The sequence below is a fragment of the Sulfurovum iocasae genome, from assembly GCF_047716765.1.
Lineage (GTDB): Bacteria > Campylobacterota > Campylobacteria > Campylobacterales > Sulfurovaceae > Sulfurovum.
Window position 1 is genome coordinate 818,047 of sequence record NZ_CP180410.1, and the last position, 18,041, is coordinate 836,087.

Here is an 18,041-nt window from a genome sequence, read left to right on the forward strand (position 1 = left end):
GGGAGAGTATGAGAAAAAATCTTCCAAAGTCTTTAACAGAATGGAAAGATCGAGCGGGAGTTTTATGAAAAAGAGTCTTTAAAACTTCAGTATGAACTGGTCAAACTTCAAAAATGGGTCATAGACAACAATAAAAGACTTTTAGTCATTTTTGAAGGAATGGATACTGCAGGAAAAAGCTCCACTACTAAAGAGTTTAACAACTATCTAAACCCAAGAGAAGCACGTTCTGTAGCCTTGCCTAAACCAAACTCCAAAGAGTTGGGACAGTGGTATTTCCAACGCCATCTTAAACAGATCCCCAATGTTGTACGTTATCTACTTTTAAATGTAGACTATGTAGGTAAAGATACACGTGTCATTACGGGTGTAGATAAACAGATAGTCAAATTACATAATAAAGGAAAGTACTATGGCAAATGTAACCATAGGACATAACCTTAGATGTACTCAATTAAGATCACAGTACAACAAATAATTTTCTCTTTTCTCCCCTCCTAAAATCATTTACATATACTATATCAGATTATAAGTGTTTCGTTAAGAAGTAATCTTTTCAAATATACAAAATATCTTTTATGGAAAACATACCTCAAATTCTAATTCATAGCACCAACAATATTTATTAAAGGATAAATATTTTCCCTTAAGTTTAAAAAAGCTATACTTCCTAAAGGATAATAACTATCCTTTAGTGTAATAATGAATGATATCACCTAGTATTCATAATCCTAGGTGATATCACGGTAAGGAATGTTGCTGATATTCTTTATCTGGGTTTTATTACTCAAGATGATGAGATTGGCTAAATATAGAATAATTAAACCTAAAGGGGTAAAAAATGAAAGGAATAAATGATTCAAAAAAAGCAGCAAGGCTTTTTTTATCTGTGGCTACTTTATGCTTGGGAGCAACAAGTCTAAATGCAAAAGAGGAAAAATCTTCAAGTTATGCGTCTGTTGTTGTAAAAGAAGATTTTGAGTCAACTATGAAGCGTATGAAAGCGGAAAAACCAGGGATTACCAAAAAACATAATACACTTCTTAAAGAGCGTTATGATTTAAGTAACAGACCATCTAAAAAAGTAAATATGTCTGGGGGTAAGCCTGTACAAGAAGGCGTTAGAGTTAAGTTGCCAGCAGGCATGACTTGGGAAAAACTCTCTTCAATGAGTGCAGAAGAAATACGAGAAAAAAATCTTTTTCCTCAAGGTTTTATGCCGCTTCCGCATCCTCATCACAGCGAAGGGGGGATGTTATTTCCTAAGTTTCATATTGACAAAGTTAAAAAACAGGACAATAGAGATTTAACAAGATTTGACCTCGATTTTGATCTTAAAGATCACTTTTTACCAGAATTTCCATCACCTATATATTTGACAACACGACCAGATATTGGTGATGTCTCACAAGGAAAGTTAGTGAGTGTTGACAACTATTTTGAGCTTTTTGACGGAGTGCTTAATCCTAAACAATTAGAGGGGTTACGTCTACTGGTTACACCTTTTCCACAACAACAATTCAACGCTACCAATGACCGTCGAAGTGAGCATCCAAGCTTTGGTGTTTCTTGTTTTGATTGTCATGCTAATGGAAATAGTAATGCCGCAACCCATCTTGTTGGTGATATTCGTCCTCAAGAAAATAGACATCGTTTAGATACGCCTACTTTACGTGGTGTTTACCAACAAAGACTTTTTGGTTCTCAACGTGCATTAAAAACTGTTGAGGATTTTACAGAGTTTGAACAGCGTGCTGCATATTTTGATGGCGATCACGTTATTGCCGCTAAAAAAGGTGTAAACGCACTTGAACGCGGTTCACAAGTACATTTTATGGCTGAATTTCAATCGATTCTTGATTTTCCACCAGCACCTAAACTTGATGTTTTTGACAAGCTTGATCCTAGCAAAGCTACAAAAGCCGAACTTCGCGGAGAAGCAATTTTCAACGGTAAAGGGCAATGTATCGAGTGCCACGGTGGGCCTGCATTTAGTGATAATATGATGCATGATATGAAAGTTGAACGTTTTTATAAACCAACATTGAAAGCAGGTCTTTTAGCTACCGCTCAGGGTCCTATAAAATCATTTCCATTACGTGGTATTAAAGATACTCCTCCATATCTTCATGATGGTAGATTGTTGACACTTGAAGATACTGTTGAGTTTTTCAATCTTATTCTGAACATAAAACTTTCTGCAGAGGAGAAAAAAGATTTAGTTACTTATATGCAAGCCTTATAGGCTTCTTCTTTCATTCAAACTGCTTCAGTTCAGAACGGTTTGAATGAAAACTACTAATCAATCTTTCTTGAATAATATAAAATATAAAGGAATTAAGTTATGAAAAAATGGAGTCTAAATTTTAGAGTTTGGCACTGGATACATGCGACAGTAGTTTTAGGACTACTCGGTACAGTATTTTTGCGAAAAACATTTTTAAGCTGGAGAACAAACTCTGAGCTTCTCACACAAAAACTCACAGAGATCAATCTGGAAGTTACCGCAGATCAGGCAAAAATGCTTGCCAAAGCCATTCGTGCGCCTATGTGGGAGTGGCATATCATACTTGGATATGCATTGGCTGCTTTAGTGGTTTGGAGAATAATCCTCCTCTTTACAGAGAGTGGAAAACAAAACTACCAAAATCTTGGAAAAGAAACTTTTCATAAAAAGATGGTGAAACTTGGCTATATCGGTATCTATGGTATTCTACTCTTTATGGCTGTAAGTGGATTGATAATTCATTTCTATGAAGCACTTGGTCTTACTAAAGATGGAGCCCATGACATCAAAGAGATACATGAACTTGTTTTTAATGCTGTTCTTATCTTTGTACCACTGCATATTATCGGTGTTTTTGTTGCAGAAAACCAAGATGAAAAAGGGATACTTTCAGATATGGTTAACGGCGGGGAAAAATAAACTAGAAGTGAGATTCACTTCAAACAGATAAAGGTATTTTAGTCAATGACACTATGCAATCTTCCGATTCGAATATTTATGCTGTAGGTGAAGCAGCACAGCTGAGTGAGAGTGGTTTTATTACCGGTCATGTTAAATCATGCATCGATCAAAGCGATATTGCAGTTGCCACCATTTTGGAACAATCAACTGAACCATTTATCAGGGAGGTTTCCATTGATGCTTTAAAGGTGGGGTCTTTTATGTTAAATGATGTCACCTCTCCCTCTTATGATTCAAAAAGTATAAGCAATGAAACGATTTTAATTACTTCAAAAAAAGAGAATAGAATTGATCAATATATTGTCAATGAGGACAAATTAGTGAGATTTATTGGTATGAATACCAATATTGATCTTTTACGTTTGTCTCAAATGATGCAGAAACAAGAGCTTGTAGACCCCTCTTATTTTTATCAAAATCGTCTTGTGAGTGAACGGGGACCTTTGATCTGCTCTTGCGAGGGGAGTTATGAACTTGATCTGATCGATATGATCAAAGAGAATGCAGTGACTTCATTTCCCGAGTTGAAGCCTTTTACCAAAGCTGGACGGGTATGTGGCCGTTGTAAAATGATGATCTCTGATCTCATTTCACAAACACCTGTAGACCCTATGGAAGCCAAACGTTTAAAAGAAGAGCGTCAGAAAAAAGAAAAAGAGGCAGAATATGCCAAAATTCAAGCTCGTATCCAAAAATACAATACCCTGCATCCACACAACGAGATAAACACAGATAATCTTGAGAGTGCATTGGAAGTTTTTGATAAAAACAGAGAGTTCAATAAATGGGTCTCCATGTTAACCGCTGATCTAAAGTTACATCCAGAGTATGAACCCTTAGGTATTTACCATCTCTAGGTTTGTATAAAGTTTCTATAGTGTACACTTTTAAAAATTTTAAAGGATATAAATATGAGTACAGTAACCATTTGGCACAACCCAAGATGCAGTAAATCAAGAAACTCTATGACACTTTTAGAAGAGAAAGGTGTAGATGCAAAGGTAGTAAAGTACCTCGATACTCCTCCAACAAAAGAAGAGCTTAAAACTTTGCTCTCTCAGCTGGCTATGTCTGCAAGAGAACTTATGAGAACAAAAGAAGATATCTATAAAGAGCTTGGACTTAAAGATGTAGAAGATGAAGAGAAACTTATAGAGGCAATGGTAGCAAATCCAAAACTCATAGAGAGACCTATCGTCATTAAAGACAGCAAGGCTGTCATTGGCCGTCCTATTGAGAATGTTGTGGAGCTTTTAGGGTAAACCCTTACTCCAGTTCTCCATTCCCATAATTTTCAAAGAGATAATTTACAACAGTATCTATATCTTTTTGGGTTTTTATGGGAGCTTTAAAGACAACGATCATCTTCATTACTTTTTCTCTCCAAAACTTTTTAGACTGTAACCCTTGATTTAATGTGTATCCCCAGGAGTGGCACATATTGCACTTTCCTCGTGTGGAGTACATTCCTTTTCCCTCTTTCATGGGAAAGTCTATGTAAGGTACAGTAATGCCACCCTCTACCTGTGCAAATAGTGTTGTGCTCATAAAAAGAAGTATAAGTAATAACTTTTTAAGACTCGGCATTTAGTGCCTCCCTGTACTGTATTTTAACACTTGTCACTATACCACCTCCACAGTAACTTCATCAATACCGTTGTATTTGTATCCGCCATGGTTCCACTTGATATCTTTGGCAAATGGCTGCTCTTCACCTTTTTTATTGGTGGCTTTACACATGATAGTTTGTTTACCACTGCTTTTTGGTTTGAATGTATATGTGAAGGCTCTGTATGCATATTTTCCTTCACTGCCATCATCGAGAAGTGCATCTTCCCATAGTTGACCACCATTTATGGAAATCTGTACTTTTTTAATGCCATGACCACCATCAAATGCGACACCTCTCACGACCAAAGAAGAATCATTTTTTACTTTAGTTCCTGTTACAGGGTAACCGATAATCGAATTTACGTTCATCTCTTCAATGGGTTTGGTTTTTTTAACTAGATTCTCTGGTGTTTCGCATTCACATTCATTGTCCGGTATGCGGTATGCCTTCTCCATGAAGTGTAGCTGTTGCTTTTCTTTTGTAGCAGTAATATTTGATATCATCTTGATCCAACTGTCCGAATAGACACCTGGAATGATCAGTCTAAGTGGATAGCCGTTGAGGTAGGGTAGATCTTCTCCATTCATCTCATAGGCAAGGATGATATCATCATTAAGGTGTTCAAGTTTGAGCTCGCGCACAAAGTTGGCTGTCTCACTGTATACAGCTTTGTCTTCTCCATTAAAGCCTATCCATGCAGCCTCTTTTTTGAGTCCTGCTTTTTTGAGTACATCTTTTAGTCTAACACCTTTCCATTTGGCACAACCCATAGCTCCAATACCCCATTGTATACCACCTGCAGTTGGTTTAAAAGCAGTACGGTTGTTACCACCACATTGAAGAACAGCCGTCAACTCTACTTGCTTGAACTCTGTTTTCAGTGCTTTTAGTGAAATGTGAATCTCTTCTTCCACCAGTCCATTTATGCTTATAGAAAAGGTGTTTGGATTGATATATTTTGGTATCATCGGCATATGCCAGCGTACAAAAAAGAGGTCATTTGGAGTAAGTGCTGAGGTAAATACTTCTCTTGGGCTTTCTAACAATGGAGGTCTGTCCGAGTAAGTAATAAGAGGTCTTTTTTCAGGAAAAGCAATATCTGATACTTTTCTGTTATCTATAGGATGCACTGTCTCCGAAGCTTCTATTGTACTGCTTCCTACTGCAGCTGATCCTGCAACTACAATAGCTTTTTTAAAAAAGTCTCTTCTTTCCATAAAATTCCCTTATTTCAGTATATAACATAATGGGATTATGAGGAAAACTCTCTTAATTGACACTGAAACTATACTATTTATTTCATCAGCTAAATAGTTACTATTTTCCACTTTCAGCACATTATGCTGAACCCAAATAAACCCATAGCCTTCAGAACTAGCTATAACCATTGTATTTATTGGCACTTTATAAAATCATCGATGCACCTATGGGTGCTACTCAAATTTTATAAATCACCACTAAACACAAGCGTTGTAGCTATTTCAAGAAATCTATGGATTTATTTGGGTAAAATCCCATTAATTATATAGATAGAAGGATATCATTTGCTTAGTACAGTAAATTTAACACAACGTTACGGAAAGAGAGTGCTTTTCGACAAAATTAACATGACTTTAGATGTGGGTAAACGCTATGGACTCATAGGTGCCAATGGAGCAGGAAAGTCTACATTTATGAAAATACTTGCAGGAGAGTTGGAACAAAGTGATGGTGAAGTACAACTTCAAGCTGGACTTAAACTGGGAATGCTTAGTCAAAACCAGTATGCTTTTGAAGACTATACTTTGACGGATGCTGTACTCTATGGAAACAAAAAACTCTTTGATGCGCAAAAAGAGAAAGAAAAACTCTATATGGAAGGTGACTTTGAGAGTGATGAAGTCAACAACCGTCTGGGTGAACTTGAAATGATCTGTGCAGATGAAGACCCGACCTATGAGTCTGATGTAAAGATAGAAAAACTTCTTACATCGTTAGGTTTCCCTACTTCACAACATGGTGACCTTATGTCTTCACTTACAGGTGGGGACAAGTTTAAGATCTTGCTTGCGCAAGTACTGTTTTTGAAGCCAGATGTATTACTACTGGATGAGCCTACCAACAACCTTGACATGGAAACTATCTCATGGTTGGAAAATGAACTTAAACGTCATGAAGGTACATTGCTTGTTATCTCTCACGATAGACACTTTATCAATGGTGTAGTTACACACATCCTTGACCTTGACTTTCAAAATATTCGTGAGTTTACAGGGAATTATGATGAGTGGTACATCGCTGCAAACCTCATAGCCAAACAAGCAGAAACAGATAGAGCTAAAGGGCTTAAAGAGAAAGAAGAACTAGAAAAGTTTATTACCAGATTTAGCGCAAATGCTTCTAAAGCAAAACAAGCGACATCTAGACAAAAACAACTAGACAAACTAGATGTTCAAGCTATAAAACTCTCAACTAGACGTGACCCGTCTATTATGTTTAAAGCACATAGAGACATCGGTAATGAAGTACTTGAAATAGAAGGACTTTCTAAAAGTTATGATAGAGAAAAAGTATTTGAAAATCTTACATTTAAAATAAACAAGGGTGACAAAGTAGCACTTATCGGTACCAATGGTGTAGGTAAAACGACACTGCTTCAAATCCTTATGGAAGAGATTGAAGCAGATAGTGGAACCTTTAAATGGGGACAAACCATTACACATAGTTACTTCCCTCAAAATACTACAGACTTGGTAGTCGGTGATGAAGAATTGCCGCAATGGATACAAGGTTTTGACCCTAAATGGCACATAGATGACATTAGAAAAACACTTGGTCGTATGCTATTTTCCGGTGAAGAGCAAAAGAAAAAGATTGATGCCTGTTCAGGTGGAGAAAAACACCGTGTTATGCTAAGTAAGATCATGATGGACTCTTCAAACTTCCTAGTCATGGATGAGCCAAACAACCACCTTGACCTTGAAGCTATTGTTTCATTGGGTGAAGCGCTGCATAACTATAAAGGTGGGGTTATTTGTGTATCACACGATAGAGAACTCATCGATGCCTTTGCCAACCGTATCATTAAACTCAATGAAGATGGTACAGTGATCGACTTTGAAGGTGACTATGAAGAGTTTGTGGAGCAGCACGGACACTAAACTAGGTAGCAGGTACTTTGTACCCTATAATATATTTATGAGGAGTTGAGATGTTAATAGATTTTAAAGACAGAGTGCTTAATGAGAAGTATAATCTCATGGCACAACTTATTATCCCTCGTCCTATCGCATGGATAGTCACTGAAGGAGAAGTACTCAACATTGCTCCTTTCTCTTATTTTACAGGACTCTCATCTAATCCTCCTACTATGATCGTATCTATCGGACATCGTCCTGATGGAACACCAAAAGATACATTGCGCAATTTGCGTGAGCATAAAAAATGTGTAGTATGTTTGGTAGATGAACCGCATCTAGAAGCGATGCATTACAGCTCCAAAGGTTTAGATGCTTCTCAGAGTGAAGCTGAACAGTTTGATATAGCTACACAAAAGGTGTTTAATGATTTTCCTCCGATGGTCGAGGGCGTGAAAGCAGCTTTCTTTTGTGAGTATCTGCAAGAAGTTGATCTGAAGGGAAGCAAGACCATCCCTGTGATCATAGAGATCAAACATCTTTATATTGATGAGAGTATCATCTCTGACAGTGAAAAAATGAGTTTAGAGTTAGATGCGATCGCACGCATCGGAAAGAGTTATGCAAAACTTGGAGAGAAGATAGCACCACCGGTTATTCCTTAGTGGTGTAATATTTGATAGTTAATTTATATTTGTATAAATATTTTGAATATCTTCATCATCTTCAAGTTTGTCGATGAGTGAATCTATTTCTCCCATCTGATCATCACTAAGTTCAATAGGTGTATTGGCAATGTATTCGATAGTTGCTTTTTTAACCTCTATTCCTTTGTCTTCAAGAGCATGAGTCAGGTCACCAAACGAAGTAAATTCACCGTAAATTCTAACGATCTCTTTATCATCAGCATCTTCCTGTGGTTCTACATCCTCTTCTATCTCTTCAAGACCAAAGTCGATGAGGTCAAGCTCAAGCTCTTCTATGTCCATATCTTCTGTTTTATCAAATACAAATACAGATTTTTTTGTAAACATGAAGTTCAATGAACCAGAGGTGAGCATCTCTCCACCGTTTCTGCTAAGAATTGCTTTTACATTGGCAACTGTTCTTGTATTGTTGTCTGTAGCACATTCGATTATCATCTGTACGCCATGATGTGCTTTTACATCATACGTTATCTCTTTAATGTCAGCAGCATCTTTTGCAGATGCTCTTTTGATAGCTGCCTCGATGTTGTCTTTAGGCATATTTTGTGCTTTGGCATTGATGATAGCGGTACGAAGTTTAGGGTTCATTTCCGGGTCTTGACCGCCTTCTTTGGCTGCCATAGTGATGATCTTACCTAATTTAGGGAAGACTCTGGACATGGTCCCCCATCGTTTCATTTTTGCTGCTTTACGGTATTCGAACGCTCTACCCATCTTCTTTCCTTACTCGTTAATATGGTTGCCATTATATCCCTAATGCCCTTAAGTCTTCTCAAAGCGTCTATGTGTAGAATGGGTGTATGAAACTAAACGAAATAAAACTAACCAATCCTTACCTCAAGCTCCCAGAAGAGTGCTATACAAGAGTAAAGCCAACACCGCTCAAAAAGACTTTTTTGATCCATACCAATGAAGAGTTGGCAAACATACTGGATATAGACATTGAAGAGTTATACAGTGATGCTTTTGTGGATTTTGTCAATGGTGCTTTGCAGCTGGAAGGCTCTGATACTTTTGCCATGTGCTATGCAGGACATCAGTTTGGCTTTTATGTTCCACGTTTGGGAGATGGACGTGCCATCAACATTGGGACTGTCCCTTCCTCATGGGGCGATCAACATTTGCAACTCAAAGGAGCAGGGCAGACACTTTACTCACGTCAAGGTGATGGTAGAGCAGTACTTCGTTCTTCCATACGTGAATACCTAATGTCTGAAGCGATGTACGGACTTGGCATAGAGACGACCAGAGCGTTGGCATTAATAGGTTCAGAACAACAAGTCTTTAGAGAAGATTGGGAAACAACCGCCATTGTACTTCGTGTTTCTCCTTCCTGGGTACGTTTTGGTACATTTGAGTATTTTGCACATAAAAAGAAGTTAATAGAATTGGAGGCATTGGCAGACTATGCCATCGCAGAGTCTTATCCTCACTTGGTGGGTGAAGAAAACTGCTATCTTCACTTTTTTACAGAAGTGGTAGGAAAAACAGCCAGACTTATGGCAGAGTGGCAAGCGGTAGGCTTCAACCATGGCGTAATGAACACAGACAACATGTCCATAGCCGGACTTACCATAGACTATGGACCGTATGCCTTTTTAGACGACTACGATATCAATAACATTTGTAATCATACTGATGCCAATGGACGTTATAGTTTTGGCAACCAGCCTTCCATAGGAGAATGGAACCTCAGAACTTTGATGCAGGCACTCTCTCCATTGGTTAACATAGAAAAGATGGAAAAAATCCTTGCACACTATGGAAGACTCTACACAGAACGCATTATGTACCTCATGGGTAAAAAGTTAGGGTTGGACAAGTCGGAACCTAAAGATGGTGAACTGATTACACACCTTTTTGGTATGATGCAAGGTCTGACCATAGACTACACACTCTTCTTTAGAACACTCAGCCGCTATGACGGAGAGAGAACAGCACTCCTAAAACTAGGTCTCTTCCACAAGCCTATGAATGACTGGTTGGACAGCTATGATGAGCGACTTAAAGAGAACAGTTCAACAGTAGAAGAGAGGCAACAAAAAATGTTACAGAACAATCCAAAGTTCGTACTTAAAAACTATATGCTCCAAGAAGCAATAGATGCCGCAGAAGAGGGTGACTTTACATTGGTAGATGCACTATTCAACATTGCTCATAATCCTTATGATGAACATGAGGCATATGAAAAATGGGCTGAGGTTACACCGGATGTATTTAAAAATAAGAAGCTTAGTTGTAGTTCTTAATCGTTATAATTTTTAAATTTTTTGAGGATAAACAGATGACCCTAGAAGAACTACAAACCACCATAAGAACCGAAATAGGTGTTCTCCTATACTTCTCAGGAGAGAACTGCAATGTATGCCACGCACTCAGACCTAAGTTTAAAGAGGTGTTTGATAAAGAGTTTCCTCAGCTCAAACAGATCTACCTTGATGCACATGAAAATGCAGAGATCTCTGCGCATTTCCAAGTCTTTTCTGTACCTACGATGATAGTCTTTATGGATGGAAGAGAGTTTGCCAGAGAAGGGCGTTCTGTGAGTTTACATCAGTTGACTGAAAAGTTGAAGCGTCCGTATATGATGATGACATCATAATACATTTTTTTTGTTTTATTGAAGTTTCCTCTTGTCTTCGTTGAGGCGTTGTTTCTCTCGTCATTTTTTTTAGAAAAAAACGAAGCAAAAAAATTGTTCTTGCTCTCGAATCGCTGCGCTTTCAAGGTCGTTCGCAAGAACAAGACACGCTTTGCGTGATTAATGGGAGAGTATCGCTTGCGATACAGTTATTTAATCGTACGCAGTACGCAATGACACTACGAACACCCTTGAAAGCGCAGCGATTTGAGAGTAGTGTCGACTTTTGTATACTTTTCTAGAAAAGTATGGAGAAATACAACGCCACGATTTGGATTTTTGGAAATTTGATTTAAATAAAAGAGTAAGTGGTCAATTATATCGACCCTACGAGAAAAAGATTACTTCTGCGTAATAATAGAAATATTCTCAAACCCTTTAGTTTTAAGAATATCTATAATATCTACAAAATATTGAAACTCAGAACTTTTATCCATACGTAATGATATAAGATCTTTTTTCGGATCAAGCTTCATGAGCCTCTCTCTGATAAGCTCAAGACTCAATACTTCTTTCCCATAAGAGTACACACCCTCTTTGTTTACAGCGATCTGGATACTCTTCTTCTCTTCATTCTTTTTAGAACTGGCAGAAGGCAAGTCAACCTTAATAGTTTGATTTGTTACAAAGGTAGCTGTAGCAAGTACGATGACCAGCAGTACCAATACAATATCGATGAATGGCACAACATTCATCTGATCAAAACGTTCTCTTCTCATTAATGGTTTCCTTTCTGGGCAAAGCCCACAAAGGACTCTTCAGCAGAGGGCTCACGCAACTTGTTGCTTGGGAGCAAGAAAGTGTTATACATTTTATTTTTCATCTTGGGCTATTTCCCATTGTGCTAAAAGCGTATCTACTTTAGTCAGTAGGGCATTGTAGATAACGGTTGCAGGGATCGCTACAATGAGACCGGCAGCTGTGGCTTTCAGTGCAAGGGCTAAGTGTTTCATGATCTCACCGGGGTTGATGGTATCTTGTTGGTCACCGATGATGTAAAAGGTGATGATAATAGCAAGTACAGTACCAAGCAGACCAATGTAAGGAGCGTTAGAACCGATAGATGCGATGGTAGGTAAACGTTTTGAAATATCAAGTTCCAAAGCTGTTTTATTGCTGTAGTCTGTCACTTTAATACCACGATAGAAGAGTATTCTCTCTATGGCAAATGCAAAGGTGATGAAACTTAAGAAAATCAGTAAACCTATCACTCCATAATCTACGATATCTTTTATCTGTTCTATTGGCACTTTTTTGTCCTCGTTTTTTTGTCTGCATTATATTCAAAGTATGTTAAGAGAATGTTAATGTGCAAAAAGCAAAATAAGCCATTGCTATATAAATATTATGTTAACCAAAAAAGTTAAAAAAGTTAAAAAATCCATTTTAAGATACCTAGCAAACGATTTAAGCGCTTTTAGAGGGTTTAATTAAACTTGCTTTAGATATAATAAATGCAATTTTTACAAAGGGAGTCTTATGAGTGACCTGTTTGAAGAGAACCAAAATGTTGAAGAGGTATTGATAGAAGATAGTATCAAAGCGAGCTATCTTGATTATTCTATGTCTGTTATCATCGGTAGAGCCTTACCGGATGCACGTGATGGACTTAAGCCCGTACATAGAAGAATCCTCTATGCGATGAATGACCTTCATCTCTCCCATAGAAGTCCATACAAAAAGTCTGCACGTATCGTCGGGGATGTTATCGGTAAGTATCATCCGCATGGTGACAACTCTGTGTATGATGCACTTGTCCGTATGGCGCAGGACTTCTCTATGCAGGCACCGCTTGTAGATGGTCAAGGAAACTTCGGTTCAGTCGATGGTGATAATGCTGCAGCGATGAGATATACTGAAGCACGTATGACGAAGATCGCAGAAGACCTTCTTTTTGATCTGGAGAAAGACACTGTAGACTTTGTACCAAACTACGATGATTCAATGTCTGAGCCGGATGTACTTCCTGCACGTGTACCAAACTTGTTACTTAACGGTTCAAGCGGTATCGCAGTTGGTATGGCAACGAATATCCCTCCCCATAGACTTGATGAACTTATAGAAGCACTTGTACTTCGTATAGACAACCCGGAGTCAACGGTAGAAGATATGATGAAGATCGTACACGGACCTGACTTCCCAACGGGTGGTATCATCTTTGGTCGTAAAGGTATTACAGATGCTTACACAACAGGACGTGGACGTATAAAAGTACGTGCAAAGACTCATATAGAACAAAAAGGATCCAGAGAAGTTATCGTTATCGATGAACTTCCTTTCCAGGTGAATAAGTCTAGACTCATAGAGAACATTGCGCAACTTGTACGTGATAAGCATATAGAGGGTATCTCTGAATTGCGTGACGAGTCAGATAGAGAGGGTATCCGTGTGGTCTTTGAGCTTAAGCGTGATGCGATGAGTGAGATCGTACTCAATAACCTTTTCAAGAGTACACAAATGCAAGTGACCTTCGGTATCATCATGCTTGCTATCGCCAACAAAGAGCCAAAAGTATTTAAGCTTATGGAACTTTTTGACCTTTTCTTGAATCATAGAAAAACAGTAGTGATCAGAAGAACGATCTTTGATCTTGAGAAAGCAAGAGCAAGAGCACATATCTTAGAAGGTCTTAAGATCGCTATCGATAATATCGATGAAGTGATCAAGATCATCCGTGCATCTACAGATGACACAGAAGCCAGAGAAGGCTTGATGAGCCGCTTTAAACTTTCTGAGATCCAGGCTAAGGCTATCTTGGAGATGAGACTTGGACGTCTTACAGGTCTTCAGATAGAAAAAATTGAAAGTGAATTGGCTGAACTTCTTAAGCTCATCGCTGAACTTGAAGCGATCTTAAAAAGTGAAGATAAGATCAATGAGATCATCCGTGAAGAGCTTGTTGAGATAGGTGATAAATATACAACACCACGCCGTACAGAGATCGTAGATGATTATGATGACATTGATATCGAAGACCTCATTCCAAATGAACCGATGGTCGTGACGATCACACATCGTGGATACATCAAGCGTGTACCGGTCAAACAGTATGAAAAACAACATCGTGGCGGAAAAGGCAAGATAGCTGTAACAACCTACGATGATGACTTCATTGAGAGTTTCTTTACGTCAAATACACATGATACACTCATGTTCGTAACAGACAGAGGACAGCTCTACTGGTTGAAAGTTTACCGTATCCCTGAAGGTTCTCGTATAGCTAAAGGTAAGGCGGTCGTAAACCTCATTAACCTTCAAAAAGATGAGAAGATCATGGCGATCATCCCTACGACTGACTTTGATAATGATAAAGGTTTAGTATTCTTTACGCAAAATGGTATCGTGAAGAGAACAAACCTTTCAGAGTATTCAAATATCAGATCTAACGGTGTAAGAGCTATCAACCTGGATGAAGATGATACGCTTGTAGAAGCGAAGATCGTAAAACCAGATACAAAATGGCTCTTTGTTGCAACCAAAAAAGGTCTATGTATCAGATTTAAAGTAGAAGATGCAAGAGAGATCGGTCGTGTAGCACGTGGTGTAACAGCTATCAAGTTCAAGATAGAAGGCGACTATGTGTGTGGTGCAACCACTATAGAAAATGAAGAAGATGAACTTCTCATGCTTTCTGAAAAAGGTCTTGGTAAACGTACAGCAGCCAGTGAATACCGTGAACAAAACCGTGCCGGCAAGGGTGTCATCTCTATGAAACTTACGCCTAAGACAGGTGATGTGGTAGGCGTGGTATTTGTGGAAGAAGACAAAGACTTGATGTGTTTAACATCTGTGGGTAAAATGATACGTGTAGATATGGAAACCATTCGTAAAGCAGGAAGAAATACTTCAGGGGTTAAAGTGGTCTCTGTAGAGAAAAAAGACATCGTTGTAAGTATGGCAAAATGTCAAAAAGAAGCAAAGCCGGAAGATGAAACTGAAGGCGAAGAGAACAGCGAAACTACAACAAATAATGATAATACATTAGGATTAGAATAGCGTGACAAGAAATAAATTTCAGTATAGCGAGGCAGAAAATGTCGAGTCATAAAAAATATAACGTAGCAGTAGTCGGTGCCTCTGGTGCCGTAGGTGAAGAACTTTTTAGAGTTCTGGAAGAAGTTAAGTTCCCTATAGGAGAACTTCTTCCGCTTGCAAGTGCAAGATCTGTGGGTGAAGAGATAGAGTGTCAAGGTAAAAGTTATAAGATCGAAGAGCTTACCGAAGAGGTATTTGAAGGAAGAGATATAGATATCGCTTTCTTCTCTGCGGGTGGAAGTATTTCGGCTAAATTTGCCAGGTATGCAGTCGAGGGAGGTGCTGTGGTCATAGACAACACGTCTCACTTTAGAATGGATCCGAAGGTACCACTGGTTGTACCTGAAGTAAACCCTGAAGATATTGAACTTTGGGAAGATACAGGTATCATTGCCAACCCTAACTGTTCTACCATCCAGATGGTACAGCTTCTCAAGCCTCTTCATGACCTTTATGGCATCAAAAGAGTAGATGTGAGTACATACCAGGCTGTAAGTGGTGCAGGGAAAGCAGGGATGGAAGAGCTTGTAAGACAGATGCAAGCATTTTTTGAATTTAAACTTGATGAAGCAAAAGTAGAAGCATTTGCACATCAGATAGCACTGAATGTCATCCCTCATATTGATGTACCACAAGAGAATGGTTATACTAAAGAAGAGATGAAAATGGTCAATGAAACCTCTAAGATCATGCATACAGATTTTGCTGTTTCTGCAACGTGTGTACGTGTCCCAGTACTCAGAAGTCATTCGGAGTCCATTACGATCACCTTTGGTGAGAATGTGGATGTAAATGTAGATAAAGCAAGAGAAGTATTGGGTAACTTTGAAAATGTTACCGTTATTGATAACATGGAAAAAAACGAATACCCTATGCCTATCATCTCTACAGATACAGATGAAACGTATGTAGGACGTATCAGAAAAGATCTGTTTGCAGATAATATCTTACACCTTTGGGGTGTGGCGGATCAAGTAAGAGTAGGAGCTGCAACAAATGCAGTGAGAATTGCACAGAAGTGGATTAAATTAGAGGAATATAATTAATGATAGAAAAGTTATTTGAAGGTGCCATTTGGCGAAGTAGATTTATCGTCTTATTGGCGGTTATTTTTGGTTTATTGGGGGCTGTTATTCTTTTTGTGGTAGCCTCAATGGATATTTGGGGTGTTGCGGTATATACATTTGATACTATTATCACACATGCACACCCTGAGAATTTTCATGAAGATATCGTTGCGGGTATTATCGGTGCGGTAGACCTCTATCTTATCGCGGTAGTGATGTTCATCTTCTCTTTTGGTATTTATGAACTTTTCATATCAGATATAGATGAGGCAAGCGGTAAGAGTGGTAGCCAAATACTTGCTATCCATTCGCTTGATCAACTCAAAGACAAGATCGCAAAAGTCATTGTCATGGTATTGGTTGTAAACTTTTTTCAGAGGGTTTTACACACAAACTTTTCAACACCGTTAGAGATGTTATATTTTGCAGGTTCGATCACTGCTCTTTCTGTAGGGCTATATTTTTTAGGTAAGGTAGGTAAGTAATGGGTAAAATATTTGTAGACGCATGTTTGGGTAAAGAGACACCATACACACCAGTATGGATGATGAGACAAGCAGGACGTTATCTGCCAGAGTACATGGCTGTAAGAGCAGAAGCTGGAAATTTCTTAAACCTTTGTCATAACCCAGAGAAAGCAGCTGAAGTAACCATTCAACCACTTGACATCGTAGGCGTAGATGCAGCTATTCTTTTTTCAGATATCCTTGTTATCCCAGATGAAATGGGTATGGATTTGAGTTTTGTAAAAGGTGAAGGACCAAAGTTCTCTGACCCTCTTGAAACACAAGCAGACGTAGACAGACTCATCGGTGGTGATGAGGCAGCGAGCAAGCTCACGTATGTATATGAGACTATCGAACTTCTAAGAGAGCAACTGGATGCAAGAGGTGACGATATAGCCCTCATAGGCTTTACTGGTGCACCATGGACACTTGCTACGTACATGATAGAAGGTCAAGGTACAAAGACATACAACATTTGTAAAAAAATGATGTACTCGAACCCGGAACTTTTACACAGTATACTTGCAAAAGTAACAGAAGTAGTAAAACTCTACATGGAAAAACAGATCCAGGCTGGTATCGATGTGGTTCAGATCTTTGACTCATGGGCGGCAGCGATAGAACCAGGTAAATACGATGAATTCTCATGGAAATACATGGTTGAGATCGCAGACTATCTTAAATCTAAATACCCTGATACACCTATCATCATGTTCCCTAAAGGGATCCCTGCATTTTTAGACAAAGTGTATGGAAACTTCGATGTATTCGGTGTAGACTGGTCAACACCTATGTCACTTGCTAAAGAAAAACTTGGAGACAAATATGTACTCCAGGGAAACATGGAGCCATGCAGACTCTATGACAAAGAAGCAACAACAGCATGTGTAGAAGCTATACAAGATGTAATGGGTGGGAAAAGACACATATTCAACCTAGGACACGGCATTCTTCCAGATGTACCTGTTGAAAATGCAAAACACTTCGTAAGCGAATGTCAGAGAGTTAGTAAAAACTAACTCTCTGACACAGAGTTCAGCGTTAAGAAGGTAGCGTTCAGTAGAAAGGTAAATTATGAGATGTGAAAGATTAGATGTATGGAAGAGAGCTTGCCGACTCTCTGTGGAAGTATATAAAGCTTTTGTATCTTGTAAAGATTTTGGTTTTAAAGACCAAATTACTAGAAGCTCTCTATCTATAGCTAGTAATATTGCTGAGGGTATGGAAAAAGAATCAGATAAAGATAAAAGTCGTTTTATCAATATATCACAAGGTTCTGCTGCTGAACTCATCACACAAATATATATAGGTATTGAAATCGGATATGTAGAAAAAATAACTGGGTTAGCATGGATAAAAGAAGTAAATTAAATCCTAAGAATGCTAACT

Annotated in this window: 19 protein-coding genes; 14 read left to right on the forward strand and 5 right to left on the reverse strand. The window is 38.5% G+C overall.

What is annotated here, in order from left to right:
• The first annotated feature begins 96 nt into the window (after positions 1-96).
• The 5 genes from ACLHDG_RS04100 (at position 97) to arsC (ending at position 4,230) form a co-directional block, all read left to right on the forward strand.
• Positions 97-438: a hypothetical protein gene (locus ACLHDG_RS04100; protein WP_415408324.1), complete on the forward strand. Its 342-nt coding sequence runs from the start codon at positions 97-99 to the stop codon at positions 436-438.
• Between the two features lie 403 nt (positions 439-841).
• A complete protein-coding gene (locus ACLHDG_RS04105; RefSeq protein ID WP_415407721.1) occupies positions 842-2,245 on the forward strand; it encodes a hypothetical protein in 1,404 nt (467 codons plus the stop codon).
• 99 nt (positions 2,246-2,344) lie between these two features.
• Entirely contained in the window at positions 2,345-2,926 is a 582-nt protein-coding gene (locus tag ACLHDG_RS04110; protein WP_415407722.1) for a cytochrome b/b6 domain-containing protein, read from the forward strand.
• 53 nt (positions 2,927-2,979) lie between these two features.
• Positions 2,980-3,825, forward strand: a complete 846-nt coding sequence (locus ACLHDG_RS04115; protein WP_415407723.1) for a (2Fe-2S)-binding protein — start codon at positions 2,980-2,982, stop codon at positions 3,823-3,825.
• Positions 3,826-3,879: 54 nt separating this feature from the next.
• Positions 3,880-4,230, forward strand: coding sequence for an arsenate reductase (glutaredoxin) (arsC, locus tag ACLHDG_RS04120; RefSeq protein WP_415407724.1), 351 nt, complete (start codon positions 3,880-3,882; stop codon positions 4,228-4,230).
• A gap of 4 nt (positions 4,231-4,234) precedes the next feature.
• Here the strand turns inward: arsC and ACLHDG_RS04125 are convergent, their stop codons facing one another.
• Together ACLHDG_RS04125 and ACLHDG_RS04130 are read right to left on the reverse strand one after the other, a co-directional pair.
• Positions 4,235-4,555 carry a sulfite:cytochrome C oxidoreductase subunit B gene (locus ACLHDG_RS04125; RefSeq protein WP_415407725.1) on the reverse strand — a complete coding sequence of 107 codons (321 nt, stop codon included), beginning with the start codon at positions 4,553-4,555 and terminating at the stop codon, positions 4,235-4,237.
• A gap of 36 nt (positions 4,556-4,591) precedes the next feature.
• Positions 4,592-5,797, reverse strand: coding sequence for a molybdopterin-dependent oxidoreductase (locus ACLHDG_RS04130; RefSeq protein WP_415407726.1), 1,206 nt, complete (start codon positions 5,795-5,797; stop codon positions 4,592-4,594).
• Positions 5,798-6,124: 327 nt separating this feature from the next.
• Here ACLHDG_RS04130 and ACLHDG_RS04135 point away from each other — a divergent pair, with 327 nt between their 5' ends.
• Positions 6,125-7,720 carry an ABC-F family ATP-binding cassette domain-containing protein gene (locus ACLHDG_RS04135; RefSeq protein ID WP_415407727.1) on the forward strand — a complete coding sequence of 532 codons (1,596 nt, stop codon included), beginning with the start codon at positions 6,125-6,127 and terminating at the stop codon, positions 7,718-7,720.
• A 50-nt stretch (positions 7,721-7,770) separates the two neighbouring features.
• On the forward strand, positions 7,771-8,361 hold the full coding sequence (locus ACLHDG_RS04140; protein ID WP_415407728.1) for a flavin reductase family protein: 591 nt from the start codon (positions 7,771-7,773) through the stop codon (positions 8,359-8,361).
• Positions 8,362-8,379: 18 nt separating this feature from the next.
• On the opposite strand, the gene ACLHDG_RS04145 is transcribed toward ACLHDG_RS04140, so the two are convergent.
• A complete protein-coding gene (locus ACLHDG_RS04145) occupies positions 8,380-9,117 on the reverse strand; it encodes a YebC/PmpR family DNA-binding transcriptional regulator (RefSeq protein WP_415407729.1) in 738 nt (245 codons plus the stop codon).
• Between the two features lie 86 nt (positions 9,118-9,203).
• On the opposite strand from ACLHDG_RS04145, the gene ACLHDG_RS04150 reads away from it, so the two are divergent.
• Together ACLHDG_RS04150 and ACLHDG_RS04155 are read left to right on the forward strand one after the other, a co-directional pair.
• On the forward strand, positions 9,204-10,652 hold the full coding sequence (locus ACLHDG_RS04150; RefSeq protein WP_415407730.1) for a protein adenylyltransferase SelO: 1,449 nt from the start codon (positions 9,204-9,206) through the stop codon (positions 10,650-10,652).
• A 35-nt stretch (positions 10,653-10,687) separates the two neighbouring features.
• Positions 10,688-11,005, forward strand: a complete 318-nt coding sequence (locus ACLHDG_RS04155) for a thioredoxin family protein (RefSeq protein ID WP_415407731.1) — start codon at positions 10,688-10,690, stop codon at positions 11,003-11,005.
• A 380-nt stretch (positions 11,006-11,385) separates the two neighbouring features.
• Here ACLHDG_RS04155 and ACLHDG_RS04160 read toward each other — a convergent pair whose 3' ends face one another.
• Entirely contained in the window at positions 11,386-11,763 is a 378-nt protein-coding gene (locus ACLHDG_RS04160) for an ExbD/TolR family protein (RefSeq protein ID WP_415407732.1), read from the reverse strand.
• A 93-nt stretch (positions 11,764-11,856) separates the two neighbouring features.
• Positions 11,857-12,294, reverse strand: a complete 438-nt coding sequence (gene exbB, locus ACLHDG_RS04165) for a TonB-system energizer ExbB (RefSeq protein WP_415407733.1) — start codon at positions 12,292-12,294, stop codon at positions 11,857-11,859.
• A gap of 229 nt (positions 12,295-12,523) precedes the next feature.
• Here exbB and gyrA point away from each other — a divergent pair, with 229 nt between their 5' ends.
• From gyrA to ACLHDG_RS04190, 5 genes are read left to right on the forward strand one after another with little or no spacing between them, the layout of a single operon-like run.
• A complete protein-coding gene (gene gyrA, locus ACLHDG_RS04170; protein ID WP_415407734.1) occupies positions 12,524-15,040 on the forward strand; it encodes a DNA gyrase subunit A in 2,517 nt (838 codons plus the stop codon).
• 38 nt (positions 15,041-15,078) lie between these two features.
• Complete coding sequence (locus tag ACLHDG_RS04175) at positions 15,079-16,125, forward strand: aspartate-semialdehyde dehydrogenase (protein WP_415407735.1); 1,047 nt, start codon at positions 15,079-15,081, stop codon at positions 16,123-16,125.
• Positions 16,125-16,631, forward strand: a complete 507-nt coding sequence (locus tag ACLHDG_RS04180) for a YqhA family protein (protein WP_415407736.1) — start codon at positions 16,125-16,127, stop codon at positions 16,629-16,631. The genes ACLHDG_RS04175 and ACLHDG_RS04180 overlap by 1 nt, the downstream gene beginning before the upstream one ends.
• Entirely contained in the window at positions 16,631-17,671 is a 1,041-nt protein-coding gene (hemE, locus tag ACLHDG_RS04185; protein ID WP_415407737.1) for a uroporphyrinogen decarboxylase, read from the forward strand. The genes ACLHDG_RS04180 and hemE overlap by 1 nt, the downstream gene beginning before the upstream one ends.
• A gap of 55 nt (positions 17,672-17,726) precedes the next feature.
• Positions 17,727-18,023 (forward strand): four helix bundle protein, encoded by a 297-nt coding sequence (locus ACLHDG_RS04190; protein WP_415407738.1) that lies wholly within the window; start codon positions 17,727-17,729, stop codon positions 18,021-18,023.
• The last annotated feature ends 18 nt before the right edge of the window (positions 18,024-18,041 follow it).

Bases quoted from the DNA above. Each gene is read 5' to 3' on its own strand.
- ACLHDG_RS04105 (WP_415407721.1), top strand. From the start codon at position 842: ATGAAAGGAATAAATGATTCAAAAAAAGCAGCAAGGCTTTTTTTATCT.
- ACLHDG_RS04110 (WP_415407722.1), top strand. From the start codon at position 2,345: ATGAAAAAATGGAGTCTAAATTTTAGAGTTTGGCACTGGATACATGCG.
- ACLHDG_RS04115 (WP_415407723.1), top strand. From the start codon at position 2,980: ATGCAATCTTCCGATTCGAATATTTATGCTGTAGGTGAAGCAGCACAG.
- arsC (WP_415407724.1), top strand. From the start codon at position 3,880: ATGAGTACAGTAACCATTTGGCACAACCCAAGATGCAGTAAATCAAGA.
- ACLHDG_RS04125 (WP_415407725.1), bottom strand. From the start codon at position 4,555: ATGCCGAGTCTTAAAAAGTTATTACTTATACTTCTTTTTATGAGCACA.
- ACLHDG_RS04130 (WP_415407726.1), bottom strand. From the start codon at position 5,797: ATGGAAAGAAGAGACTTTTTTAAAAAAGCTATTGTAGTTGCAGGATCA.
- ACLHDG_RS04140 (WP_415407728.1), top strand. From the start codon at position 7,771: ATGTTAATAGATTTTAAAGACAGAGTGCTTAATGAGAAGTATAATCTC.
- ACLHDG_RS04145 (WP_415407729.1), bottom strand. From the start codon at position 9,117: ATGGGTAGAGCGTTCGAATACCGTAAAGCAGCAAAAATGAAACGATGG.
- ACLHDG_RS04150 (WP_415407730.1), top strand. From the start codon at position 9,204: ATGAAACTAAACGAAATAAAACTAACCAATCCTTACCTCAAGCTCCCA.
- ACLHDG_RS04155 (WP_415407731.1), top strand. From the start codon at position 10,688: ATGACCCTAGAAGAACTACAAACCACCATAAGAACCGAAATAGGTGTT.
- ACLHDG_RS04160 (WP_415407732.1), bottom strand. From the start codon at position 11,763: ATGAGAAGAGAACGTTTTGATCAGATGAATGTTGTGCCATTCATCGAT.
- gyrA (WP_415407734.1), top strand. From the start codon at position 12,524: ATGAGTGACCTGTTTGAAGAGAACCAAAATGTTGAAGAGGTATTGATA.
- ACLHDG_RS04175 (WP_415407735.1), top strand. From the start codon at position 15,079: ATGTCGAGTCATAAAAAATATAACGTAGCAGTAGTCGGTGCCTCTGGT.
- ACLHDG_RS04180 (WP_415407736.1), top strand. From the start codon at position 16,125: ATGATAGAAAAGTTATTTGAAGGTGCCATTTGGCGAAGTAGATTTATC.
- hemE (WP_415407737.1), top strand. From the start codon at position 16,631: ATGGGTAAAATATTTGTAGACGCATGTTTGGGTAAAGAGACACCATAC.
- ACLHDG_RS04190 (WP_415407738.1), top strand. From the start codon at position 17,727: ATGAGATGTGAAAGATTAGATGTATGGAAGAGAGCTTGCCGACTCTCT.